Origin of the sequence: Rhizobium terrae (assembly GCF_003425685.1) — a bacterium.
In the GTDB taxonomy this organism is placed as follows: domain Bacteria; phylum Pseudomonadota; class Alphaproteobacteria; order Rhizobiales; family Rhizobiaceae; genus Neorhizobium; species Neorhizobium terrae.
The window spans coordinates 294,839-317,398 of the sequence record NZ_QJKM01000007.1 but is presented as its reverse complement, the minus strand read 5'-3'; the positions used below and the strand labels follow the sequence as shown (position 1 = coordinate 317,398).

The following is a 22,560-nucleotide window of genomic DNA, read 5'->3' as shown; positions in this document are numbered from 1 at the left end:
CGATTTTCCGCGTGCCGAGTGAAAATCATGGCAAATCCGCTCAATGGCCCGCTGGCCGGCCACATCGACATCGCGATCCTGCTGCCGTGCTACAACGAGGCGCCGACGATCGGCGCGGTCGTGCGCGGATTCAGCCAGGCGCTTCCCACCGCACGCATCTATGTCTATGACAACAATTCCCTGGATGGCACGGCCTTGCAGGCGATGCTGGCCGGAGCGGAGGTGATCCGCGAGCGCCGGCAGGGAAAGGGCCATGTGGTGCGCCGCATGTTCGCCGATATCGAGGCGGACGTCTACGTCATGGCGGACGGCGACGGAACCTATGCGCCTGGGGATGCGGAAGACCTGATCCGCACGCTGCTCATCGAGCGGGTGGACATGGTGGTCGGCACTCGCCGCGGCGTACTCGCCGATGCAGGCCGCCTGGGGCACGCCGCCGGCAACCGGCTGTTCAACCAGCTCTACCGGGCCATGTTCGCTCCGGATTTCACCGATATCTTCTCTGGCTACCGCGCCTTTTCGCGCCGGTTCGTAAAAAGCTTTCCGGCAATTTCCCGCGGGTTCGAAATCGAGGCGGAAATGTCGGTGCATGCCTCGCGGCTCAAGCTTCCCGTCTGCGAGGTAGAGTTGAGCTATGGCCGGCGGCCGGAAGGCTCGCATTCCAAGCTCCGGACATTCGGCGACGGCATCCGGATCCTCCGGATGTTCGCCATGCTGATGATGGAAACGCGCCCATTTGCCTTTTTCGGCGCGATCGCCGGCATCTTCATGGCCGCCAGCCTGGTCTTCATGGCGCCGGTGCTGGCTGCCTATCTCCAGACGGGCCTCGTGGAGCGCCTGCCGACCTGGGTCCTTTCGCTGGTTCTGATGCTGGTCTCGCTGCTGATCTTCACAGCCGGCCTGATCCTCGATTCCGTCTCGCATGTACGGGCCGAGCAGCTTCGCATCCACTACATGAACCTCAGCCGGGCGGCCATGGGCGAGCGATCTCCAACGGTTCTGCCCCGCGTGGAGGCTCTTGCGGCTAGGCCCCGCAAAGCTGACAAGAGTGCCGCATGAAACAGTTGTTCTGGTTCCTGCTCGCCGGCGGCGGCGGTTTTCTCATCGATGCGGGGCTGACGCATGTGTTGATCGGAGCCGCAGGGCTCAATCCGTTTCCCGCCCGTGTTCCGGCAATCGCCGCGGCCATGGCCTTCACCTGGTTCGTCAACCGCAGCCGCACCTTCGGCAAGTCGCCTCATTCGCTTGCCGTTGAAGGCTTTCGCTACTGGGTGGTCGGGATCACCTCGGCGGTCATCAACTATGCCGTCTATGCGATGCTGATCTACCGCACGCCCTTCCTTCAGCCGATCATTGCCGTCATCGCCGCATCCATAGCGGCGATGGCCTACAGTTTCTTCGGTTATTCACGCTTCGTGTTCCGGCATCGGAACGGCTGAGCGACGGTTCAGACCTTTTCCCAGCCGTCGTGCTTGCCTGCGCGATAGATCGCGTCGATGAATTTCTGGTTCTTCAGGGAGTTTTCCAGTGTAACCACTTCCGTGCCTTCGCCGCTGACGGCGCGGGCGAAGGCTTCCGCCTGGCGCTTGTACTGGCGGCTGTCGGGGAAACGGAAGATCTGCGAGACCGCGTGGTTCTGGTTGGTCAGCTCGATTTCCTCGGCGCCCCAGCGCACTGCATTGAAGGGCGATTTCACCTCGATGTAACCTTCAGTCCCGTGGAAAACCATGATCTGGCGGGCCGCCATCTGGGTCGCGATGTAGAAGCTGAGTTCGAACGAACCGAAATCCGCCTTCACGCTGGAATAGATGTCGGTGCCGAATTCAGGATCACGCTCCACCCTTGCCTGCACCTTGAGCGGTTCCTTTTCCGTCACGAAGCGGGTGGTGATCGTCGGGTAGACGCCGATGTCCGGCAGCGCGCCGCCGCCGAGTTCCGGAATGTTGCGCATGTTGGACGGGTCGCGGTTGAAATAGGTGAAGGCGCCCTGCACATGCTTCAGCTCGCCGATCGCCTTGTCCCGCAGAAGTTCGCGCACCTTCTGCCAGACCGGCGTGTAGGTGACCATGAAGGCTTCCGAAATGAGGCGGCCGGCACGGTCGCGGGCGGCGATCAGCGTTTCGATCTCTTCCGCCTTCAATGCGATCGGCTTTTCGCAGAGCACATGCTTACCGGCCTCGACCGCCTTGATCGACCATTCTACATGCTGACTGGTCGGCAGCGGAATATAGACGGCATCGATGAGATCGGATGCCAGCATCTCCTCGTAGGACCCGAAGGCGTGCGGCGCTCCGAACCGGTCCGCCAGCTTGCGCGCCCTGGCGAGATCGCGGCTTGCGAAGGCCGTGACGACGCAGTTTTCCGCGTCCTGGATTGCCGGCACCACCTGTTCATGGCCGATCCTGGCCGTCGACAGAACTCCGAAACGCAGCATCATGCCCTCCCTCAAATCGTTGCCGGCGCACCTTATGGGCCGCACCGAGGCGGCGCAACGCCATGCCGGACAGGGTGCTTGAAAAAGTGATCGTCCGCTCAAAATAGGGACTGGCCGGCCGCCCGACATCGGCTAATCTCAAATTCCTTTCTACGTCCTATCCGCTCACTTAAAAATTTGGAGGAATATCATGGAGCTGCGCGCACTCGGCCGGACCGGCCTTTCCATTTCGCCCGTCGTTCTCGGTGGCAACGTCTTCGGCTGGACCGCCGACGAAAAGACCTCCTTCGACATCCTCGACCGTTTTTTCGCCGCCGGTTTCAATACGATCGATACCGCCGACGCCTATAGTCGCTGGGTGCCGGGTCATGTGGGCGGCGAATCGGAAACGATCATCGGCAACTGGCTGAAGCGCGGCGCTACGCCTCGCGACAAGGCGATCATCGTCACCAAGGTCGGTTCGGATATGGGCCAGGGCAGGAAAGACCTGTCGGCCAAGTGGATCCTTGAAGAAGCAGACAATTCGCTGCGACGCCTGCAGACCGACTATATCGACCTCTATCTCGCCCATTGGCCGGACGAAACCACCTCCCACGAAGAGACATTGGGCGCCTTCGCGAAGCTGAAGGAAGCCGGCAAGGTGCGCTCGATCGGCTGCTCCAACTACGATGCCAAGATGCTGCAGGACTCCTTCGATGCCGCGGAAAGAGCCGGACTGCCGCGTTACGACGTGCTGCAGCCCGAATACAATCTCTACACCCGAGATGCATTCGAAGGTCCGCTCGCCAAACTCTGCGTCACGCAAGAGATCGGGGTCATCAACTATTATGGCCTCGCGGCCGGTTTTTTGACAGGCAAGTATCGCGATAAGGCCGATGCGGAGGGTAAGGCGCGGGGTTACCGCACTTCAACCTATCTCAACGACAAAGGTTACCGCATCCTCGCCGCGCTCGACGAAGTCGCAGTGGAGACCAATGCGGAACCCGCCTCCATCGCGCTCGCATGGCTGCGCCAGCGGCCGGGCGTCACCGCCCCGATCGCCAGCGCCACCAGCGTCGAACAGCTCGAAGCCATCGTTGCCGCCGGCAACCTGACGCTTTCCGACGATCAGATGAAGCTGCTCAACGAGGCCGGCGCCTGATTTTTCAATCCAGCCCAGGCGGGCGCTGCGGTGCCTGTCCCTTCATTCCGACAAGGAGGCTCCGATGAAGATGCGAAAACTTGGAAAAGAATTGACGGTTTCCGCCGTCGGTCTCGGCTGCATGGGCATGAGCCACGGTTACGGCGGCCAGGACGAGCAGGAATCGATCAGGACCCTGCACCGCGCCGTCGAACTCGGTATCAACTTCTTCGATACGGCCGAGGTCTACGGCCCGTTCAAGAACGAGGAACTGGTCGGCAAGGGCCTGAAGCCCTTCCGCGACAAGGTCGTCATCGCCACCAAGTTCGGCTTCAAGATCGATCCGAGCGCATCGGATAGCCGCGCCATGGCCGGCCTCGACAGCCGCCCCGAACACGTACGGAACGTCGCCGAAGCCTCGCTGAAGCGTCTCGGTGTCGAGACGATCGATCTTCTCTACCAGCACCGCGTCGATCCGAACGTGCCGATCGAGGATACGGTCGGCGCCATGGCCGATCTCGTAAAGGAGGGCAAGGTGCGGGCGCTCGGCCTTTCCGAAGCCGGCGCCGCGGTCATCCGCCGCGCCCATGCGGTCCACCCGATCACCGCCCTGCAGAGCGAATATTCGCTCTGGACCCGCGAGCCGGAAGGCGAAATCCTCGACACCTGCCGCGAGCTTGATATCGGCTTCGTGCCCTTCAGCCCGCTTGGCCGGGGCTTCCTCACCGGCAAGATCCAGAAGCCGGAGGATTTCGGCCCGGACGATTTCCGCAACACGCTGCCGCGCTTCAGCGCCGAGAACATGGCGGCCAATGCGTCCCTCGTGAAGCTCCTGGAGGAGATGGCCGCCGAAAAGGGCGTGACCGCCGCGCAACTGGCGCTCGCCTGGGTGCTGCACCAGGGTGATTTCATCGTGCCGATCCCCGGCGCGCGAAAAATCCCGCATCTGGAGCAGAACGCCGCCGCAACCGAAATCTCTCTTGCGGCAGATGAACTGAAGCGGCTCGGAGATCTTCTGGCGCCGGAAAAGTTCTCCGGAACCCGCTATGCCGCCCAGGCCATGGCCTGGACGAACCGGTAGCTTGAAAACGAGCGCTCTCCCTGGAGGGCGCTCGACGATGTGATCCAGAGCATTCTTTACTCTCAATTGCACGGTGATATACTTCAACCCATGGTCAAGTGAGGGTGACGGCCATGGAACAATTTTTCTCGTATCTTCCCAGCTTGTTGAAAAGACTGCCGAACTGGCTCATCAACGTCGTAGTTCTCGTATTTCTCCTGTTGTTTTCCATCCTCGCCATGACTCCGAGGATGGTTACCGGCACGATAAACTGCACGACGCATCAGCAAGACCGATGTCAGAAGATTTCACTGAACGTGAATTTCGACGGACGCGACATCCGCACCATCGTGTTCGACGGAACCGGTACATTCTATATCCCGATCTATTCCGCCTTTGCCTCGCAGAAGGCGACGGTCTATTTTTCCGACGGCACGGTCGACCGCCAGATCAACCACCGGCTGATGTTCGACATGGAATCGATCTGGCAGGGCAAGCAGTTCGAAGTGACGCTGGTGGAAACCGGCCCAGGCAAGTTCGATCCCCCGAAGATCGTCACGGAGGGCGGAAACTGGCTCGGTCTCATCGGTTCGGCGGTTGCATCAATTCCCCGTCTTTTCGACCATTCGGCCTATGCCGCCGAAATCCTCACCTACGACCAGTATCTCCTCAAGAAGTCTCCGGCCTCCACTCCTTCCGCGACCCAGGCGCTGGGAGCGGAAGAGAGCCGGAAGATCGATCGCGCCGTCCAGGATGCCTACGGCAAGGCTGTGACGGCGCCCTCCCAGACAACGAACTCGGTCGATACGGAATCGTTGAGAAAGTTGTCGATCGGACAGATTTCGAAATTCAACTCCGTGGTCCAGCAGGAGACCGGCGTCAGCATTCCGGCCGAGCACTGGCAATATCTTTCGACCGGCAAGGATGCATCCGACTACCTGAAATCCTTCAAGGTGCTCCAGGCGGAACATCCCGAGATATTCACTAAGGACGCCAAGACCTGGTCCGAGATCGAGCAACGGTTCATCGACGCGACCGGCACGCCGCTCGTCGTCGTGCCGGGCGGCCTGACGCCCGGCTGATGCCCAAACGTCACCGCTGCAGCTGCGGAAAGCCCTCGTAAAATTCGGAATGGTCGCCCTCGTTGTTGGCCATTCCGATCTTGGTCAACACGCCGCGCGGTCCTGTAAAGCTGCGGATGCGGCGGGCAGGTTTTTCGTGCCACTGGATATTCATTGCCCAGAGTTTCGGAAAGACCATGATCGACGAGTAAGGCAGGTGGTCATGGATCCACCAGGCCATCTTCTGCCAATCGCCGTCCTCGTGATAGTTGTCGATCAGCCAGGGGAAGACGACGCACGCCGTGGCGCCCATGAAGCCCCGGGCGTCGCGCCGGTCCCAGATGTGATCGGCGGCGGTATTGGCATTCGAGGAGCAGTTGAGGTTGTTCTTGTTGCCGAATTCGTTGACCTTCGGCGAGCGGTAACCCGAGCGCAGGTGCAGGCGGCCAAACGTCGCCTGAAGCGGCTCCAGCAATTCCTCGCATAGATGCCGGCCGGCTTCGATCGCGAGATCCGGGTCTTCGGGGATGTTCGGAATGCCATAGAAATCGGCGATCTCGGAGAAGAGGAAATCACGGAAAAAGAAGTTCTTCGACAGCCGCACCCGGCCGAGATCCTCCAGCCCCTTCATCGATCCCGGTACGCGCATTGCTTAATCCTCCGGCCGTCCTGCTCGGCCTTGTGCCCAGCATCTATCCACGTTGATATTGCTGAGGCGGCTTAGATCCTCGGCACAAGGCCGAGGATGACGACCTACTGGCGGCCGGACACAAAAAAGCCTGCCCTTTGAGAGGGACAGGCTAACTTTGAGAGGTGATTCACGCCACCCGAATTAAGCGCGGAGCATGCCGCCCGTGGTCTTTTCGACATTGGCGACGATCTTGGCTGTCAGCGCCTCGAAATCCTCGTCGGTCAGGGTGCGCTCGACCGGCTGGATCAGCACTTCGATCGCCACCGACTTCCTGCCTTCACCGAGCGAGGTGCCTTCGAACACGTCGAAGACGTTGACGCCGGTGATCAGTTTGCGGTCGGCGGTGACCGCCGCCTTGACGATCGCGCCGGCTTCGACGTCGCTTGCCACCACAAAGGCATAGTCGCGCTTTACCGCCTGGAAGGGCGAAAGATCGAGAGCCGGCTTGGTGCGGCTCGCCTTCTTCTTCGGGTCCGGCATGGCATCGAGGAAGACCTCGAAGCCGCACAGAGCGCCGGAGACATCGAGGGCACCCAGCGTCTTCGGATGGAACTCGCCGAAATAACCGAGCACGACTTTCGGACCCATCTTGATCGTGCCGGAACGGCCCGGATGATACCAGGCGGGAGCGCCCTTTTCGATCTGGATGTTCGACATTGGCAGACCGCAGGCTTCGACGACGGCGAGCGCATCGGCCTTGGCGTCGAAGACATCCACCGGCTTGCCGCCGCCCTTGGCGGCATTCGACCAGAGGCGGCCGGAGCCGTTCAGCGAGGCCGTGCCGCGGCGGACGCCGCCGGCAACGCGGCGCTGGCCTTCCGGCGTGGCGTTCTCATAGGTGCCGGAGACTTCGAAGATCGCGACATCGCCGAAACCCTTGTCGGCATTGCGCTGGGCGGCCGTCAGCAGGCCCGGCAGAAGCGACGGGCGCATGTCGGACATGTCAGCGGCGATCGGGTTCGCCAGCTTGAGCGAATTACTGCCGCCGCCGAAAAGCTTGGCCTGATCTTCCGGAATGAAGGACCAGGTGACGGCTTCCAGCATGCCGCGCGAGGCAAGCGTGCGCTTGGCGAGGCGAGTGCGGACCTGCAGCATCGTCAGGATGCGGCCATTGACGGCGGCGAGACGCTCGATTGCTTCCGGCTTGATCTGGTCGACGCCGTGGATGCGCATCACTTCCTCGACAAGGTCGGCCTTGCCGTCGATGTCCGGACGCCAGGACGGGACCTTGACGGAAACGCGTTCACCGCTGCCCTCGACCGTGAAGCCGAGGCGGGTGAGGATCTCACGGCTCTCTTCGGGCGAGACTTCCAGGCCGGTCAGGCGCTTTACTTCCGAGAACGGGAAGTCTACGACCTTCGGCTCATATCCCTTGTAACCGACGACCCTGGCTTCAGCCGCCGTGCCGCCGCAAAGCTCCAGCACCAGTTCGGTGGTGCGGTCGAGGCCGGGAACCATATATTCCGGATCGGCGCCGCGTTCGAAACGGTAACGCGCGTCGGTGATGATGCCGAGCGCGCGGCCGGACTTGGCGATGTTGATCGGATCCCAGAGAGCGCTTTCGATCAGCACGTCGACGGTCTTCTCGTCGCAGCCGGAATGTTCGCCGCCCATGATGCCGCCGATCGATTCCACGCCGTTGTCGTCTGCGATCACGACGTTGCCGGGGTTCAGCTTGTATTCGCGGGTGTCGAGCGCCAGCACCGTCTCGCCTTCCAGCGCGCGACGCACGATGAGGTCGCCCTTCACCTTGGCGGCATCGAAGACATGCATCGGCCGGCCCCGGTCGAAGGTCATGTAGTTGGTAATGTCGACCAGCGCATTGATCGGGCGAAGGCCGATCGCCTTCAGGCGCTGCTGCATCCAGACCGGGCTCGGGCCGTTCTTGACGCCGCGCACCAGGCGCAGGCCGAAGCCGGGGCAAAGGCGCTCGTCATCGAGAATGATCTTCAAGCCGACAGGAGTCTCGCCTTCCGTCTTGAAGGACGGCTTTGCGTGCGGCTTCAGCGTGCCGAGACCGGCGGCGGCCAGATCGCGGGCGATGCCATGGATCGAGGTGCAGTCCGGGCGGTTCGGCGTCAGGTTGATCTCGATGATAGGGTCGTCGAGGCCGGCATAGGCCGCGAAGGACGCACCGACCGGCGCATCGGCCGGGAGGTCGATGATGCCGGTATGGTCCTCGGAGAGATTCAACTCCTTCTCCGAACACATCATGCCGTGGCTCTCGACGCCGCGGATCTTGCCGACCGCGAGCGTCACGTCGATGCCCGGAACGTAGGTGCCGGGACGGGCCAGCGCGCCGACAAGACCGGCGCGGGCATTCGGCGCGCCGCAAACGATCTGCACCGGCTTGCCACCATTAACCTCTGGGCCGGCATCGACCATCAGCACCTTGAGGCGATCGGCCTCCGGGTGCTTTTCGGCGGATAGGACCCTGGCGATGACGAAGGGCTTGTAGGCCGCCTTGTCGTCGACATCCTCGACTTCGAGTCCGATCGCCGTCAGGCGCTCGCAGATTTCATTGAGGGTCGCATCCGTTTCCAGATGATCCTTCAGCCAGGAGAGTGTGAATTTCATTGTCTTTGTTCTCGTCTCAAAATCATCAGGAATATCGGATCAGGCGGCCTTTTCCGGTGCCTTGGCATCGGGTGCCTTTATGCCCAGGAACATGCTTTTCACCGAAATGCCCTCGTCGATAGCGGTCCACCAGATTCCTTCGTACATCAATTCGATGTCGTTCAGCTGGTTGTCGGTCAGCTTCGACAGGAACGGATACCACCAGAGAGGTGTCGCGATGACGCGACCGTCGGCGAGCGCCACATGAACTTCGCCATCGGCACACCAAGCCCGAACAGGCCGCATCTCATCAGTTTCAAAGGCCAAAGAAGTCATGCCAAATGCCCAGCCATTTATCACGATGTTCCGAGGCAACCTTCAGCAGCCTCGCAATTTCCTGGTCACTATACCCTTTATTCTGCGCGACTTCCAAATTCCCCAGCCAGACCTTCAGGGATTTTGAATCCTTGACGATATGGACATGCGGCGGTTCACCCACATCCAAAGCGTAGAACCGGAACTTGTATCCATGCCAGATCGGCAGGGTCGGCATTTGTCAGGCTCTCTGGCTCAGGCGCTCAAGCCCCCGAACAGCGTCGGCATGTCGAGCGGGCGAAAGCCGTAGTGGTTCATCCAGCGCACGTCGGCGTTGAAGAAATCGCGCAGGTCCGGCATGCCGTATTTCAGCATGGCGATGCGGTCGAGACCCATCCCCCAAGCGAAACCCTGGAACTCGTCCGGATCGAGCCCGCCGGAACGCAGCACATTCGGATGCACCATGCCGCAGCCCAAAATCTCCATCCAGTCGGTGCCCTCGCCGAACTTGACGATCGGACCGGAGCGGTCGCACTGGATGTCCACCTCGAAGCTCGGCTCGGTGAACGGGAAGAAGGACGGGCGGAAGCGCATCGTCACGCTGTCCACCTCGAAGAAGGCCTTGCAGAACTCTTCCAGGATCCAGCGCATGTTGCCGACATGCGACTTGCGGTCGACGACCAGGCCCTCGACCTGATGGAACATCGGCGAATGGGTGGCGTCACTGTCCTGACGGTAAGTCTTGCCGGGGATGATGATGCGGATCGGCGGCTTCTGCGCCTCCATGGTGCGGATCTGCACCGGAGACGTATGGGTGCGCAGCACCTTGCGCTCGCCGTTTTCATCCGGCTGGAAAAAGAAGGTATCGTGCATCTCGCGGGCCGGATGGCCTTCCGGGAAATTCAGGGCCGTGAAGTTGTAATAGTCGGTCTCGACATCCGGGCCTTCGGCGATGGAAAAACCCATGTCGCCGAAGATCGCGGTGATCTCGTCGACGATCTGGCTGATCGGATGGATGCGGCCGCGTTCGGCGGGCGAAGAACGCACCGGCAGCGAGACGTCGACCGTCTCGGCCTTCAACCGTGCTTCGATCGCCGCATCCTTCAACACCGTCTTGCGGTCGGTAATCGCGTCGGTGATCTCGTTCTTCAGCGCGTTGATCGCCGCACCGCGCGTCTGGCGCTCTTCGGGCGACATGGTGCCGAGCGTCTTCAGGAGTTCGGAGACGGAGCCCTTCTTGCCGAGTGCCGCAACGCGCACGGCCTCGATCGCCGCCTCGTCGCCGGCGCCGGCGATTTCCGCCAGAAGCGAAGTTTTCAGGTTTTCCAGATCGGACATGGTTTCTTCCGTGTGACAGGTCGGAGAGATCTATTGCGAGGTCGTGACGTCTGTTTGTCAGTCTTTGCAACCGCGCGTTCGAAGCGGAGCGCACCGTTGCAAATGAAAAACCCGCGCCAGCCCAAACCAGCGCGGGTTTCCCAAAATCAGTGAAGCTAATTAAGCCTGGGAAGCGCTGGTTAACGAACCGCGCCTTCAAACTCGTTGGCCGTGCCGGTTTCCTTGAGGTATTCAAGGGCCTTCTTCGCAGCGGCGACCAGAGCGCCGAATGCTTCCGGCTCATGGATCGCCATGTCGGAGAGGACCTTGCGGTCCACTTCGATGCCGGCCTTGTTGAGGCCGTCGATGAAGCGGCCGTAAGTCAGGCCGGATTCGCGGACGGCAGCATTGATACGCTGGATCCACAGGGCGCGGAAATTGCGCTTCTTGACGCGGCGGTCGCGCGTGGCGAACTGACGCGAACGATCGACGGCAGCCTTGGCGGCGCGGATCGTATTCTTGCGGCGGCCGTAGAAGCCCTTGGCTGCCTTGAGGGTCTTGGTGTGCTTGGCGCGGGAAGTGACGCCCCGTTTTACGCGTGCCATGTCATGATCTCCTTAACTGATCCAAATCGACGAGGGTCTCAGAGACCGTTCGGCAGGTAGCTCTTGATAACCTTCTTGCCATCGGGTTCGGCAAGGATCATCGTTCCGCGTGCGTCGCGGATGAACTTGTTGGACCGCTTGATCATGCCGTGGCGCTTGCCAGCGGCGGCTGCAACGACTTTACCGGTCGCGGTGATCTTGAACCGCTTCTTGGCAGCCGATTTCGTCTTCATCTTGGGCATTTTGCTACTCCGTATTTGTATCGAAACCGGCAGACGCGGCCAGTTTCAAGCATTTAGAACGGCCACGGCATGCCCTGCCGGACCGTTCGGACGCGCGCTTATAACCGCAGCCGGTTCAAAGCGCAATGGGAAAGAAGATATCTCCGACAACGCGCCGAAAAACCGGCCGATTGCCGGCAACCGCGAAGGGCGGGAGAGGATGCGGCACTTATTTCGGTGCCAGCACCATCATCATCTGACGGCCTTCAAGCTTCGGCTCGGCTTCCACCTTGGCGATCTCGGTGGTGTCGTCCTTCACCTGAAGCAAAAGCTTCATGCCGAGTTCCTGGTGGGCCATTTCACGGCCGCGGAACTTCAGCGTGACCTTTACCTTGTCGCCCTCTTCGAAGAAACGGTTGATCGCCTTCATCTTCACCTCATAGTCATGAGTATCGATGTTCGGGCGCATCTTGATTTCTTTGACTTCGACGACCTTCTGCTTCTTGCGAGCTTCGGCAGCCTTCTTCTGGTTCGCATATTTCAGCTTGCCGAGGTCGAGGATCTTGCACACCGGCGGTTCGGAATTCGGCGAGATCTCGACGAGGTCGAGACCAGCTTCTTCTGCCATGCGAAGAGCCTGGTCGGTCGGAACCACACCGAGGTTCTGTCCTTCGGCATCGATAAGCTGGACCTTGGGAATGCGAATTTCCCGGTTGGAGCGCGGCCCCTCCTTGACGGGGGCATCGGCTTTGAATGGTCTGCGAATGGTCGTATTCTCCTAGATTGTTTCGGAACGCAGCGGCGAACTATGCGCGTGCGGCTGCGGCCGACGGCAATGTCGTGATCACTGCGGGGAAGTCAATAGCACAGCTCCGCGAAAAAATCACCTGCTGTCGCAAGCCCAGGAATCTGTTTTATAAGCGCGGCGAAGCTCAAGGAATCGCCATGACACATGCCGCCGCCGACAATATCGAAAAGAGGATCACCGTGGGCAGCGGACCGGCCGCCCGCGAGATCGCCGTCATCCATCGCACGGCGGCAAAGGAAAAGTCCGGACCGGCTCTCGTCTGGCTCGGCGGTTACCGATCGGACATGTCCGGCACCAAGGCCGTCGAACTCGACGCGCTTGCCGGCGAACTCGGGCTTGCAGCGATCCGTTTCGACTATTCCGGCCACGGCATTTCCGGCGGCGCCTTCCGCGACGGGACGATCTCGCGCTGGCTGGAAGAGGCAATCGCCGTGCTCGAGGACATCAGGCCGAAAAGCATCGTGCTGGTCGGCTCGTCGATGGGCGGCTGGATCGCATTGCGCCTCGTGCAGGAACTCAGGAAACGGAAGAAGGCGCCCAAGGTGGCCGGCATCGTGCTCATCGCCCCGGCGCCGGATTTCACGGCCGAGCTGATCGAACCCAACCTGACCGACGGGCAGCGGCAGTCGCTCGCCGATCGAGGCTATTTCGAAGAGGCATCGGAATACAGCCCGGAGCCGAACATCTATACACGCGACCTGATCGAGGACGGACGGAGGAACCTCGTCCTTTCGGGCATCATCGAGACCGGTTGCCCGGTGCATATCCTCCAGGGCATGCAGGATCCGGACGTGCCCTACAGCCATGCCCTGAAGCTCGTGGAATTCCTGCCGGCCGACGATGTGGTGCTCACCCTGATCCGCGATGGCGACCACAGGCTTTCGCGGCCGCAGGACATTGAAAAACTGAAGGCCGCGGTCTCCGCCCTAATAATGCATGATTAAATTTTGGCCTGAGACAAAAAAGCAGCAGCCTTAACCATAATCCATGTGAACATTCGTTAAGGAATTTCCACAGATTGACTCTCTTGCCCTTCCGATCTTAACGTTTCATTAGGATTTAAAGGGACGGGTCCATGATGATAGCCTTGCAGGCGCGGCGGCTTGCCGTGATCCTTGTCAGCGTACTTGTACCAGTGAGTACAGCAGTGCCGGCACCGAGACCCATGGCTTCCATGGTCACCGGAGCAGTGACTTCCCAGCCGATCGGCCATTACGAATTCTGCCAGAAGTATCAGGCGGAGTGTTCGATCAAAAGCCGTTCGGCCCCTGCGCCCAAGGTCAGCGCCAAGGGCTGGGCCGCCGTCCGTCAGATCAACCGCACGGTCAATGCCCGCTACATCGCCAAGACCGACAAGGACGTCTACGGCCGCGAGGAAGTGTGGAGCTATCCCACCAGCTTCGCCGACTGCGAGGATTTCGCACTCGAAAAGCGCAAGGAACTCGCAGAACAGGGTTTCGCGCTTTCGGACCTGCTGATGACTGTCGTGCGCAAACCGGACGGCGAAGGCCATGCGGTCCTGACCCTTCGCACCGCAGACGGCGATTTCGTCCTGGACAACCTCGATGGCGAGGTGAAGCCGTGGTATGCGACGCCCTACACGTTCCTGAAGCGTCAGGCGTCCTTCAACACGGGCCGCTGGGTGACGATCGAGAACGGCCGCGACCTTCTGGTCGGCGCTTTGAAATAGCCGACGTTTCGGCAAGCCATTTCATTCCTTCACCCGCAATCAATGCGATTGCGGGTGGATTTTTTTACTCGCGAGATCTTAGTTTATTTCCTCGGTGGTTGCAGCCTGCTACGAGATGGTTGAGGAAACCGGAGCTTGGGCGTGAGTGACGACGTGAAGACAGGTTTGCCGCGCGCGCATGCCGCTAGGCCTACCCTCCCGATCCTGCTGACCGGTGGATTCCTCGTTGTCCTGCTGGCAGTCGCCGGTCTCATTGTCCTTGAAAACTATCGGAATGCCCTGAAGGAAGGCGAAGCGCGCGCGCTCTCGTCCGCCCATGTGGTCGCGGCCCACCTGGAGTGGATGATCGAGGCAAGCGACCAGGCTCTGCGGCGCATCGAAACCGAGGTGGACAACAGGCCGATCGACGGCTCGCCCGGTCTTGCCGCCGACCTGTCGCGGGCGGTCGGCCAACTGCCGGCCGGTTTTCAGTACTCGCTTCTGGATGACGCCGGCATCGTCCGCTTTTCCAGTGCCGGCGAGAGTGCCGCTGGAAATGTATCCGACAATCACGGCGAACGTGCCTATTTCCAGAGGGTGAGAGACGGTCAGGAACTGACTTTCAGCCGGCTACTGGATAACGAACGTGTCGGCAAACCCTCCTTCACCATAGCACGGCGGATCGACCGAGGCGGGATTTTCCGCGGGGTCGCCAGCATTACCATCCCGAACGAGAGCCTGGATGGTTTCTGGGCCTCATTGAGGGTCGGGCCGAACTCCACGATTCTGATCATCAGGGATGACGGCTGGCTGATCGCCCGACGCCCGGCGACAACACGCCCGATCGATCTCAGCACGACGGCTTGGTACCCGATGACCCGTCAAAGGTCCTCCGGCTTCTACCACAGTCCGGCCTCCCCGATCGATGGCCATGCCCGCATCGTCGCCTTCTGGAAGGTCTCCGGCTGGCCGCTTATCGCCCTTGCGGCCGTCGCGCGGCAGGAAGTTCTCGACCAATTCTGGCGGAATCTCTCGTCGGACGCGCTGATCATGCTGCCGCTGATGGCGCTGCTGGTCCTCGGCGCCTTCTGGATCAACCGCCTTCTCTATCGCACCGCAGCCCGCAACGAAGAACTGGAGCAAGCGGTGGAGCGCAACCGCTTCCTGCTGCGGGAAATCCATCACCGGGTGAAGAACAATCTCCAGGCGGTGCTGGCGCTCGTGCGGCTGCAGGCGTTGCCGGCCGATGCTCGCGACGACATGACGAGGCGCATCGCCGCGATGATCGCCGTGCATGAGCAGATCTACCAGAACGACCAGTTCGAACAGGTCGAGGTAGCGCCCTATGCCACCAAGCTCATAACCGACATAGCCTCGGGCTACGATATCCCCGTCAATCTGAGCCTCGATCTCCAGCCGCTGACCGTCGATCGGGAACAGGCGCTGCCGATCGGCATGATCATCAACGAGGTGGTTTCCAACTCGTTCAAATATGCCTTTGCCGGCCGCGATGAGGGCAGGCTCACCGTCGAGCTTCGAAAGCAGGGCGAAAATTTCAGTCTCCTTATCCGCGACGACGGTCCAGGCATCGAAGTCTTCAACCGTGCCGGCGGCATGGGCAGCCGCCTCATCGCCAATTTCGTCCGGCAGCTCGGCGGGCAGTTCACCACCAGCAACGATGGCGGCGCCGTGTTTTCCATGACCGCGCCGCTGAAACAGGAAACGCCGGAAGCGGCTTGAGTTGCGGGAGTTGCGGTATCCGGCCCTCGCTTGGGCTTGGGGCGTTCATAGCTCAGAGCGCTGCATCCGGGTGATGTGCCGGTGCCGGTGGGAGGCCTTGCGGAGCCGCACCGCCTCCCGGCCCCTCGCTTTGGCTCGGGGCGTTCGCCGCTGCAATCGATTCACCGGATCGATTGCTCGGGCTCCGCCCGACCACGGGTCACCCATTCCCGATCAATATCCCGGCCGCCAGCACGAGAGAGCCGCCGAAGACGACCTGAAACACGGCGCGCAGGAAGGGCGTTTCCATATAGCGGTTCTGGATGAAGGCGATCGCCCAGAGTTCGAAGAAGACCACGATCGCAGCGACGATCGTGGCCGTCCAGAAATGCGGGATCAGATAGGGCAGCGCGTGGCCGAGGCCGCCGAGCGCCGTCATGATACCCGAGGCAAGGCCGCGCTTCAGCGGCGAACCGCGGCCGGAAATCTTTCCGTCGTCATGCGCCGCTTCCGTAAAACCCATGGAAATACCGGCGCCGACGGAAGCCGAAAGGCCGATCAGGAAGGTCGACCAGGTATCCCCGGTCGCAAAGGCCGCGGCAAAGATCGGCGCCAGGGTCGAGACTGAGCCGTCCATCAGCCCGGCGAGGCCCGGCTGGACATAGGTGAGGATGAACTGTCGGCGGGCGTCGGCGTCCTCCTCGGACTTCACGTCCTCAGGCAGATGCTTGTCGGTCAGCATATGGGCGATATCCTCGTGCCCCTGCTCCGCCAGCGCCAGATCGCCGAGCAGTTTTCGCGTCGAGGCATCCGAAACGCGCTTGGTCGCTTCCTCGTAGAAACGGACAGCCTGCCGCTCCATCGCCTCGGCCTGCTGCCGCACCGTGTCGAGGGCCAGGTTCTTCCGCAGCCAGTCCGGCTTGCGTTCGTAGAAGCCCCGCACATGCTCCCGGCGGATCAGCGGAATGCGCTCGCCAAAACGCGAGCGAAACATTTCGATCAGCACGTTCTTATGGGTCTGCTCCACCTCCGCCATGTCCTCGAACACCTTGGCCGAGGCAGGATATTGCTCGCGCAGACTGTCGGCATAGGCGAGATAGATGCGGGAATCCTCTTCCTCCGAGGCGATCGCGAGAGCCAGGATTTCCTGCTCGCTGAGGGATTCGAAAGATCGTTTCGGGGAGGAGAAGAGGCGGGCGAGCATTGGCGGACCTTTTAATTAGAATAATTCTAAACTATGTGGCGCGCCGCAAAAGTTCAAGACATTTTTGGCAATCCGGACGCCGGCGGCGGATCCGGCGGTTCAGGAGTAATTTCCGGAAAGCCTTGCTGCAGCACGACGTAATTTTTGGATTTTTTTCTTGCCGTTCCCGAAATGAAAGGATTAAGAGGCGCCCGCACGGGCGAAAATCCGGGCACCTCCCAAGTTCAGAAGGCATTATTCTCATGAATCGCAGACACTTCTTCCGGCAGGCGGCAACCGCCAGCATGGGCGCCGCTGCCGCGACCGCGCTGACCTCCCCCCTGGCGGCCCCTGCCATCGCCCAGGAAAACCCCAAAATCACCTGGCGCATGACGTCGTCGTTCACCAAGAACACCGACATTCTCTGGTCGGCTGCCACCGACATTGCAGAAAGCGTGAAGGAAGCCTCCGACGGCAATTTCACGATCCACACCTTCGCCGCCGGCGAAGTCGTGCCGGCGCTGCAGGCCGCCGACGCCGTTTCCAACGGCACGGTCGAAATGGCCCATACCTGCGCCTATTACTATATCGGCAAGGACCCGACCTTCGCGCTCGGCACCGCCGTTCCCTTCGGCCTCAACGGCCGCATGACCAATTCCTGGTTCTCGGTCGGCGGCGGCAACGAGCTGATCAACGAATTCCTCGCCGGCTACAATCTCTATGCCCTGCCTGCCGGCAACACGGGCGCCCAGATGGGCGGCTGGTTCCGCAAGGAGATCAACACGATCGAAGACCTCAAGGGCCTCAAAATGCGCATCGCGGGCCTTGCGGGTCAGGTCATGCAGAAGGTCGGCGTCACGCCGCAGCAGATCGCCGGCGGCGACGTCTATGCAGCACTCGAAAAAGGCACGATCGACGCCACCGAATTCGTCGGCCCCTATGACGACCAGAAGCTCGGCTTCGTGAAGGTCGCCAAGTACTATTATTATCCGGCCTGGTGGGAAGGCGGCCCGGCGGTGCATGCCTTCATGAACAAGGACAAGTTCAACGCCCTGCCGAAGAGTTACCAGCGCATGATCAAGGACGCCTGCGCCAACGCGAACGCCAATATGCTGGCCCGTTATGACGCCAGCAATGCCAAGGCGCTGAAGCAGCTCGTCGCGGAAGGCGCCGTTCTCAAGGCCTTCAGCCCGGAGATCATGGACATCAGCTACAAGGCTGCACTGGAAACCTATGCGGAAATCTCCGCCAGGAACCCGGCCTTCAAGAAGATCCACGACAGCCAGCAGGCGTTCAAGAAGGACGCCTATCTCTGGACGCAGATCGCCGAATACAGCTACGACACCTTCATGATGGTGCAGCAGCGCAAGGGCACGCTGTAATCACGGCACCTCCCGAACGGCCGCAAGCCCGGAGCGACCCCTCCGGGCTTTTCCTTCTCCCCAGCCTTCGATCGGTCCGGCATCGTGGCCATCCGGCCGGCCTCCGCGCCGGCCGGATGGCCAGTGCGAATTTTCGGAATTTCCTTGCCGTTCCCGAAATGAAAGGATTATGAGCGAGATCGACAAAGGCCGGAGGCCGCACACACTTCGCTTCGAGGGGGATTTTCATGGATCGCAGACGTTTCTTCAAGCAGGCGGCGACCGCGGGCATGGGCGCCGCAGCCGCGACCGCACTGGCTGCACCGGCTCTCGCACAGGAGAGCCCGCGCGTGAACTGGCGACTGACGTCGTCCTTCCCGAAGAGCCTCAACATCATCTTCGATGCCGCCAACCAGATCGCCGACGCGGTAAAGACCGCGACCGACGGCAAGTTCACCATCCAGACCTTCGGCGCCGGCGAGATCGTGCCGGCGCTGCAGGCCGCCGACGCGGTCGCCAACGGCACGGTCGAGATGGCGCATACCTGCTCCTACTATTATATCGGCCAGGATCCGGCCTTCGCGCTCGGCACCGCCATTCCCTTCGGCCTCAATGCCCGCATGACGAATGCCTGGTTCCTCAACGGCGGCAACGACCTGATCAACGAATTCCTTGCGCCACGCGGTCTCTATGCCCTGCCGGCCGGCAACAGCGGCACCCAGATGGGCGGCTGGTTCCGCAAGGAGATCAACACGATCGAGGACCTCAAGGGCCTCAAGATGCGCATCGCCGGCCTTGCGGGCCAGGTCATGCAGAAGGTCGGCGTCACGCCGCAGCAGATCGCCGGCGGCGACGTCTATGCAGCACTCGAAAAAGGCACGATCGACGCCACCGAATTCGTCGGCCCCTATGACGACCAGAAGCTCGGCTTCGTGAAGGTCGCCAAGTACTATTATTATCCGGCCTGGTGGGAAGGCGGCCCGGCCATGCATGCCTTCTTCAACCTTGAAAAGTTCAAGGGCCTGCCGAAGAGCTATCAGCAGATCCTGACCGACGCCTGCGCCGCCGCCAACATGAGCATGCTCGCCAACTACGATGCCCACAACGCGACGGCGCTCAAGAAGCTCGTCGGCGAAGGAGCGGTCCTCAAGGCCTTCAGCCGCGAGATCATGGATGTCTGCTTCAAGGCGGCGATGGAAACCTATGCGGATCTTTCGGCCAGGAGCCCGGCCTTCAGGAAGATCTACGACCATCAGCAGGCCTTCAAGAAGGATGCCTATCTCTGGGCCCAGATCGCCGAATATTCCTACGACACCTATATGATGACGCAGCAGCGCGCCGGTGCGCTCTGACATTCATCCACCGGCCATCTGCGGGAAGCCCGGCACGCCTCCGGGTTTCCCCTTTGACGGACGCGACCGGACGATCACCTCGACGAGGTCGATCGCGTCCGCTCCGAACCAATTCGAAACTTCATAATATTGCCTTTTAAAAACAGCCACTTGCCAGAGAATTTCGAGGCTCGGCAGGGCTCGCGGAAAATTAAGTTGGAAAGAAAGCATTGATTATTCTCGGATGAAGCTTATATTGCAGCTATCGAAAATTGCTTGCGACCTTTGTCCACGCGCTCGGCGCTCCGTCAGATTTCCTCTCAAATATCGATTAAACGGACGAGATACTGTCCGACAACACTAGCGATTGAAAGGAAATCGTTATGAATACTGGCACTGTAAAGTGGTTCAACAGCACCAAGGGTTTCGGCTTCATTCAGCCTGATGATGGCGCAACGGACGTTTTCGTCCATGTTTCCGCCGTCGAACGCGCCGGCATGCCGTCTTTGACGGAAGGCCAGAAGATCTCTTACGAGATCGTCCGCGACCGCAAGTCCGGCAAGAGCTCGGCTGATAATCTTCGGGCTGCTTGAAAATGTCATTCGCCTCGGCTGACCGCGGATGTACCGGCAGCGAGTGCTTGAATGGCGGGAAGAGGTCGGGGTAACGCCCGGCCTTTTTGTTTTTGCTCGGCTTCCGACCGATCCAGGGAGAACACGATGAACGCGAATGTCTATGCCATCGGCGATACCGTCGTGCTCAAGGCGAGCCTGACCCGAACCGTCGCTGGTGACCGCGCATGCCGGATCGTCGGCCTGTTGCCGGCGGCCGACCGCGGGGAAAACCAATACCGGGTGCGCTTCGGCGACGAGAATTTCGAACGCCGGATCGTCGAGAGCGATATCGATACGGCCGAGACGGCAGCCTCCGTCCGAAAGGGCGAGACCGCTTCCCCGACTGCGGGAGGGTCCTGGCTGAAGATGTCGAACATCCGCATCGGCAAGTGATTCAACCCTTTGATCAAACGCGGGAGCTTCCCGCCATGGAAAGGATATAGTTTGCAGGTTCTAGTCCGAGACAACAATGTCGAGCAGGCACTGCGCGTGCTCAAGAAGAAGATGCAGCGTGAAGGCGTATTCCGCGAAATGAAGGCGCGCAGCGCCTACGAAAAGCCCTCCGAAAAGCGCGTGCGCGAAAAGGCCGAGGCCGTGCGGCGTTACCGCAAGCTGGCGCGCAAGAAGATGCAGCGCGAAGGCCTGTTGCCGGCGCCGAAGAAAGTCGCCCGCCCGGCACGCTGACCCTGTCGACCGCCCGGACATCCGATCAGGAAGGAGGATATCATGACCGCTACCAAGGACGAATTCTTCAATCCCGCCAAGCTTTCCGCGCGTGACAAGGCTGCCGCGACAGATCACACCGCACGCTCCATCATTGCTGCGGAGGCATCTGCGCGGGAAAAGAAAACCGAGAAACTGAGGCTGCTTCGCCTCGAACGGGAAGCGACGGAGCCCGCTCCGGCTCGAGCCAAGGGCCGCAAAGCCTAAGGCATGTCGCGCAAAAGTTCACCGCGGTTTTGCGGCAGCGGGATGCGTAAAAGCAAGAACCTCAAGCGCGGCAAGCGAACCTGAAAGATCGCAACACGCTTCAGACCAGTCGCTGAATTTCAAAAGCCCGGAGTTTCCGGGCTTTATCATACCCTTCCCCAGGGCCGGCAGCGGCCGAAAATCAACTTCGGCCTTGAACTCCATCGCCGGCTGATCTTCGCCTCGTCACGCCGGCTGCAGCCTTTCGGCGTCCGAGCGCGGCAACGGGGGAAAGGCAAGCGCGATTGCCACCGCCGCAAGACCGACCAGCGCGGAGCCGATGAACAGCCAGGTGTAGTTGTTGAACGCGTCGAAAGCCCAGCCGCCGGCCAGGGGTCCGAAGGCCATGCCGATGCTCGACAGCATGGTCGCCGCGCCGAACACCGTGCCCATGATTTTCGGTCCGAAATAGTCGCGGGCCAGCACCGCATAAAGCGGCATGACGCCGCCATAGGTGCCGCCGAAGATGACCGCGAGCGTATAGAACTGGCTCAGGTCGCTCGCCAGCGTATAGGCGGAGATGACGGCGGCCTGGATCAACAGGCCGGCGATCAGCACCGGCTTGACGCCGAGCCTGTCGGCCAGCAGCCCGAACAGGACACGGCCGCCGAGACCGGCCGCCCCCTCGACGCTATAGATCGTCACCGCCGACATCGGTGCGATGCCGCAGAACATGGCATAGCTCACCATGTGAAAGATCGGCCCGGAATGGGCGGCGCAGCAGGCGAAGAACGTGAAAGCCAAGACGAGGAATTGCGGCGAGCGGAATACCTTGCCAAGCGGCATGCCCGCCCCTTCCGCCTGCGGTTCGTTCGCGGCGTCCGCAGCGAGGGCCGCAGCCGGCGGATTGCGCACCAGGAAGGCGGCCGGCAAGAGCAGGATCCAGGCGCCGACGCCGATCAGAAACATCGCCATGCGCCAATCGTCATAGGCGGTGATCAGCCAGCGGGCGAAGGGCGAGACGGTCATCGGCGCCATGCCCATGCCGGCCGAGACCAGCGAGACGGCAAGGCTGCGATGCTCGTCGAACCACGCCATGGTCGTGGCGATCATCGGCGCGAAGAATGCGCTCGCCGCGATGCCGACGAGGCAGCCATAGACCAGCTGGAAGGCCAGCAGGCTCTGCACATGGCTTGCCAGAACCAGCGCAAGGCCCAGCAGCACCGCGCCGATGAGCACGACGACGCGGGCGCCGAACCGGTCGCTCGCCGTGCCCCACATGAAACCGCCAAGCCCCATGACGATGAAATTGAGCGTCATCGCGCTCGAAATGCCGGCATGCGACCATCCGGTATTCTTCGCGATCGGCTCCAGAAAGATGGCGAGCGAAAACATCGTGCCGACGGCGACGCAGCCCATCAGGGCGCCTGCAGCAACGATCACCCAACGATAATTGCCAGTCATGTTTACTCCCCCCTTTATCGGGTTCGAGTTCCGGAGGCACCGCACACGCATCCTCCACGACCCAAGGACGGCCGGGCTCCCTCCCCGCCGACACACCCGACCGATTTTTTTCCGCAACCGGA

General features: G+C 61.2%; 26 protein-coding genes. 14 read left to right on the top strand and 12 right to left on the bottom strand.

Annotated elements, in window-relative coordinates:
• Window positions 1-27 precede the first annotated feature (27 nt).
• Window positions 28-1,059: a glycosyltransferase gene (locus tag DMO26_RS15515; RefSeq protein ID WP_117193045.1), complete on the top strand. Its 1,032-nt coding sequence runs from the start codon at window positions 28-30 to the stop codon at window positions 1,057-1,059.
• Complete coding sequence (locus DMO26_RS15510) at window positions 1,056-1,439, top strand: GtrA family protein (RefSeq protein ID WP_117193044.1); 384 nt, start codon at window positions 1,056-1,058, stop codon at window positions 1,437-1,439. The genes DMO26_RS15515 and DMO26_RS15510 overlap by 4 nt, the downstream gene beginning before the upstream one ends.
• A gap of 8 nt (window positions 1,440-1,447) precedes the next feature.
• Here DMO26_RS15510 and DMO26_RS15505 read toward each other — a convergent pair whose 3' ends face one another.
• Window positions 1,448-2,434 (bottom strand): Gfo/Idh/MocA family protein, encoded by a 987-nt coding sequence (locus tag DMO26_RS15505; protein WP_117193120.1) that lies wholly within the window; start codon window positions 2,432-2,434, stop codon window positions 1,448-1,450.
• Between the two features lie 190 nt (window positions 2,435-2,624).
• On the opposite strand from DMO26_RS15505, the gene DMO26_RS15500 reads away from it, so the two are divergent.
• From DMO26_RS15500 to DMO26_RS15490, 3 genes are all read left to right on the top strand, one after another.
• The gene (locus tag DMO26_RS15500; protein ID WP_117193043.1) at window positions 2,625-3,575 is read left to right on the top strand and encodes an aldo/keto reductase; all 951 of its coding nucleotides are present in this window, start codon (window positions 2,625-2,627) and stop codon (window positions 3,573-3,575) included.
• A gap of 64 nt (window positions 3,576-3,639) precedes the next feature.
• Window positions 3,640-4,635, top strand: a complete 996-nt coding sequence (locus DMO26_RS15495) for an aldo/keto reductase (RefSeq protein ID WP_117193042.1) — start codon at window positions 3,640-3,642, stop codon at window positions 4,633-4,635.
• A 296-nt stretch (window positions 4,636-4,931) separates the two neighbouring features.
• Window positions 4,932-5,696: a hypothetical protein gene (locus DMO26_RS15490; RefSeq protein WP_162894916.1), complete on the top strand. Its 765-nt coding sequence runs from the start codon at window positions 4,932-4,934 to the stop codon at window positions 5,694-5,696.
• Window positions 5,697-5,706: 10 nt separating this feature from the next.
• Here DMO26_RS15490 and DMO26_RS15485 read toward each other — a convergent pair whose 3' ends face one another.
• The 8 genes from DMO26_RS15485 to infC all read right to left on the bottom strand — a co-directional run bounded on the left by DMO26_RS15485 (window position 5,707) and on the right by infC (window position 12,146).
• Window positions 5,707-6,324, bottom strand: coding sequence for a hypothetical protein (locus DMO26_RS15485; protein ID WP_117193040.1), 618 nt, complete (start codon window positions 6,322-6,324; stop codon window positions 5,707-5,709).
• 183 nt (window positions 6,325-6,507) lie between these two features.
• Window positions 6,508-8,943, bottom strand: a complete 2,436-nt coding sequence (pheT, locus tag DMO26_RS15480; protein WP_117193039.1) for a phenylalanine--tRNA ligase subunit beta — start codon at window positions 8,941-8,943, stop codon at window positions 6,508-6,510.
• Window positions 8,944-8,982: 39 nt separating this feature from the next.
• Window positions 8,983-9,228 carry a DUF2442 domain-containing protein gene (locus DMO26_RS15475; protein WP_162894929.1) on the bottom strand — a complete coding sequence of 82 codons (246 nt, stop codon included), beginning with the start codon at window positions 9,226-9,228 and terminating at the stop codon, window positions 8,983-8,985.
• A 10-nt stretch (window positions 9,229-9,238) separates the two neighbouring features.
• On the bottom strand, window positions 9,239-9,475 hold the full coding sequence (locus tag DMO26_RS15470) for a DUF4160 domain-containing protein (protein WP_117193038.1): 237 nt from the start codon (window positions 9,473-9,475) through the stop codon (window positions 9,239-9,241).
• A gap of 17 nt (window positions 9,476-9,492) precedes the next feature.
• On the bottom strand, window positions 9,493-10,575 hold the full coding sequence (pheS, locus tag DMO26_RS15465) for a phenylalanine--tRNA ligase subunit alpha (protein ID WP_117193037.1): 1,083 nt from the start codon (window positions 10,573-10,575) through the stop codon (window positions 9,493-9,495).
• Between the two features lie 179 nt (window positions 10,576-10,754).
• Window positions 10,755-11,159: a 50S ribosomal protein L20 gene (gene rplT, locus DMO26_RS15460; protein ID WP_117193036.1), complete on the bottom strand. Its 405-nt coding sequence runs from the start codon at window positions 11,157-11,159 to the stop codon at window positions 10,755-10,757.
• Between the two features lie 38 nt (window positions 11,160-11,197).
• Entirely contained in the window at window positions 11,198-11,401 is a 204-nt protein-coding gene (gene rpmI, locus DMO26_RS15455) for a 50S ribosomal protein L35 (RefSeq protein WP_037159489.1), read from the bottom strand.
• 208 nt (window positions 11,402-11,609) lie between these two features.
• Entirely contained in the window at window positions 11,610-12,146 is a 537-nt protein-coding gene (gene infC / locus DMO26_RS15450; protein ID WP_117193035.1) for a translation initiation factor IF-3, read from the bottom strand.
• A gap of 179 nt (window positions 12,147-12,325) precedes the next feature.
• Here infC and DMO26_RS15445 point away from each other — a divergent pair, with 179 nt between their 5' ends.
• The 3 genes from DMO26_RS15445 to DMO26_RS15435 all read left to right on the top strand — a co-directional run bounded on the left by DMO26_RS15445 (window position 12,326) and on the right by DMO26_RS15435 (window position 15,597).
• Window positions 12,326-13,132: an alpha/beta hydrolase gene (locus DMO26_RS15445; protein ID WP_117193118.1), complete on the top strand. Its 807-nt coding sequence runs from the start codon at window positions 12,326-12,328 to the stop codon at window positions 13,130-13,132.
• Window positions 13,133-13,263: 131 nt separating this feature from the next.
• Window positions 13,264-13,878, top strand: coding sequence for a transglutaminase-like cysteine peptidase (locus tag DMO26_RS15440; protein WP_117193034.1), 615 nt, complete (start codon window positions 13,264-13,266; stop codon window positions 13,876-13,878).
• 141 nt (window positions 13,879-14,019) lie between these two features.
• On the top strand, window positions 14,020-15,597 hold the full coding sequence (locus DMO26_RS15435; RefSeq protein WP_162894915.1) for a sensor histidine kinase: 1,578 nt from the start codon (window positions 14,020-14,022) through the stop codon (window positions 15,595-15,597).
• Window positions 15,598-15,796: 199 nt separating this feature from the next.
• On the opposite strand, the gene mbfA is transcribed toward DMO26_RS15435, so the two are convergent.
• Window positions 15,797-16,780, bottom strand: coding sequence for an iron exporter MbfA (gene mbfA, locus DMO26_RS15430; RefSeq protein WP_117193032.1), 984 nt, complete (start codon window positions 16,778-16,780; stop codon window positions 15,797-15,799).
• 242 nt (window positions 16,781-17,022) lie between these two features.
• Here mbfA and DMO26_RS15425 point away from each other — a divergent pair, with 242 nt between their 5' ends.
• The 6 genes from DMO26_RS15425 (at window position 17,023) to DMO26_RS15395 (ending at window position 20,995) form a co-directional block, all read left to right on the top strand.
• Entirely contained in the window at window positions 17,023-18,141 is a 1,119-nt protein-coding gene (locus DMO26_RS15425) for a TRAP transporter substrate-binding protein (RefSeq protein WP_117193031.1), read from the top strand.
• Window positions 18,142-18,368: 227 nt separating this feature from the next.
• Entirely contained in the window at window positions 18,369-19,472 is a 1,104-nt protein-coding gene (locus tag DMO26_RS15420) for a TRAP transporter substrate-binding protein (protein WP_117193030.1), read from the top strand.
• Window positions 19,473-19,834: 362 nt separating this feature from the next.
• A complete protein-coding gene (locus DMO26_RS15410; RefSeq protein WP_117193028.1) occupies window positions 19,835-20,044 on the top strand; it encodes a cold-shock protein in 210 nt (69 codons plus the stop codon).
• Window positions 20,045-20,170: 126 nt separating this feature from the next.
• On the top strand, window positions 20,171-20,458 hold the full coding sequence (locus tag DMO26_RS15405) for a cold-shock protein (protein WP_117193027.1): 288 nt from the start codon (window positions 20,171-20,173) through the stop codon (window positions 20,456-20,458).
• 51 nt (window positions 20,459-20,509) lie between these two features.
• Window positions 20,510-20,749: a 30S ribosomal protein S21 gene (rpsU, locus tag DMO26_RS15400; protein ID WP_117193026.1), complete on the top strand. Its 240-nt coding sequence runs from the start codon at window positions 20,510-20,512 to the stop codon at window positions 20,747-20,749.
• 42 nt (window positions 20,750-20,791) lie between these two features.
• Entirely contained in the window at window positions 20,792-20,995 is a 204-nt protein-coding gene (locus DMO26_RS15395) for a hypothetical protein (protein WP_117193025.1), read from the top strand.
• An 18-nt stretch (window positions 20,996-21,013) separates the two neighbouring features.
• On the opposite strand, the gene DMO26_RS15390 is transcribed toward DMO26_RS15395, so the two are convergent.
• Entirely contained in the window at window positions 21,014-21,199 is a 186-nt protein-coding gene (locus DMO26_RS15390) for a hypothetical protein (protein ID WP_117193024.1), read from the bottom strand.
• 21 nt (window positions 21,200-21,220) lie between these two features.
• Entirely contained in the window at window positions 21,221-22,438 is a 1,218-nt protein-coding gene (locus DMO26_RS15385) for an MFS transporter (protein ID WP_117193023.1), read from the bottom strand.
• Window positions 22,439-22,560 lie beyond the last annotated feature (122 nt).

What these genes read in the sequence shown, in the direction of transcription:
- DMO26_RS15515 (WP_117193045.1), top strand. Translation starts at nt 28, where the DNA reads ATGGCAAATCCGCTCAATGGCCCGCTGGCCGGCCACATCGACATCGCG.
- DMO26_RS15510 (WP_117193044.1), top strand. Translation starts at nt 1,056, where the DNA reads ATGAAACAGTTGTTCTGGTTCCTGCTCGCCGGCGGCGGCGGTTTTCTC.
- DMO26_RS15505 (WP_117193120.1), bottom strand. Translation starts at nt 2,434, where the DNA reads ATGCTGCGTTTCGGAGTTCTGTCGACGGCCAGGATCGGCCATGAACAG.
- DMO26_RS15500 (WP_117193043.1), top strand. Translation starts at nt 2,625, where the DNA reads ATGGAGCTGCGCGCACTCGGCCGGACCGGCCTTTCCATTTCGCCCGTC.
- DMO26_RS15495 (WP_117193042.1), top strand. Translation starts at nt 3,640, where the DNA reads ATGAAGATGCGAAAACTTGGAAAAGAATTGACGGTTTCCGCCGTCGGT.
- DMO26_RS15485 (WP_117193040.1), bottom strand. Translation starts at nt 6,324, where the DNA reads ATGCGCGTACCGGGATCGATGAAGGGGCTGGAGGATCTCGGCCGGGTG.
- pheT (WP_117193039.1), bottom strand. Translation starts at nt 8,943, where the DNA reads ATGAAATTCACACTCTCCTGGCTGAAGGATCATCTGGAAACGGATGCG.
- DMO26_RS15475 (WP_162894929.1), bottom strand. Translation starts at nt 9,228, where the DNA reads ATGCGGCCTGTTCGGGCTTGGTGTGCCGATGGCGAAGTTCATGTGGCG.
- DMO26_RS15470 (WP_117193038.1), bottom strand. Translation starts at nt 9,475, where the DNA reads ATGCCGACCCTGCCGATCTGGCATGGATACAAGTTCCGGTTCTACGCT.
- pheS (WP_117193037.1), bottom strand. Translation starts at nt 10,575, where the DNA reads ATGTCCGATCTGGAAAACCTGAAAACTTCGCTTCTGGCGGAAATCGCC.
- rplT (WP_117193036.1), bottom strand. Translation starts at nt 11,159, where the DNA reads ATGGCACGCGTAAAACGGGGCGTCACTTCCCGCGCCAAGCACACCAAG.
- rpmI (WP_037159489.1), bottom strand. Translation starts at nt 11,401, where the DNA reads ATGCCCAAGATGAAGACGAAATCGGCTGCCAAGAAGCGGTTCAAGATC.
- DMO26_RS15445 (WP_117193118.1), top strand. Translation starts at nt 12,326, where the DNA reads ATGACACATGCCGCCGCCGACAATATCGAAAAGAGGATCACCGTGGGC.
- DMO26_RS15440 (WP_117193034.1), top strand. Translation starts at nt 13,264, where the DNA reads ATGATGATAGCCTTGCAGGCGCGGCGGCTTGCCGTGATCCTTGTCAGC.
- mbfA (WP_117193032.1), bottom strand. Translation starts at nt 16,780, where the DNA reads ATGCTCGCCCGCCTCTTCTCCTCCCCGAAACGATCTTTCGAATCCCTC.
- DMO26_RS15425 (WP_117193031.1), top strand. Translation starts at nt 17,023, where the DNA reads ATGAATCGCAGACACTTCTTCCGGCAGGCGGCAACCGCCAGCATGGGC.
- DMO26_RS15420 (WP_117193030.1), top strand. Translation starts at nt 18,369, where the DNA reads ATGGATCGCAGACGTTTCTTCAAGCAGGCGGCGACCGCGGGCATGGGC.
- DMO26_RS15410 (WP_117193028.1), top strand. Translation starts at nt 19,835, where the DNA reads ATGAATACTGGCACTGTAAAGTGGTTCAACAGCACCAAGGGTTTCGGC.
- DMO26_RS15405 (WP_117193027.1), top strand. Translation starts at nt 20,171, where the DNA reads ATGAACGCGAATGTCTATGCCATCGGCGATACCGTCGTGCTCAAGGCG.
- DMO26_RS15395 (WP_117193025.1), top strand. Translation starts at nt 20,792, where the DNA reads ATGACCGCTACCAAGGACGAATTCTTCAATCCCGCCAAGCTTTCCGCG.
- DMO26_RS15390 (WP_117193024.1), bottom strand. Translation starts at nt 21,199, where the DNA reads ATGGAGTTCAAGGCCGAAGTTGATTTTCGGCCGCTGCCGGCCCTGGGG.
- DMO26_RS15385 (WP_117193023.1), bottom strand. Translation starts at nt 22,438, where the DNA reads ATGACTGGCAATTATCGTTGGGTGATCGTTGCTGCAGGCGCCCTGATG.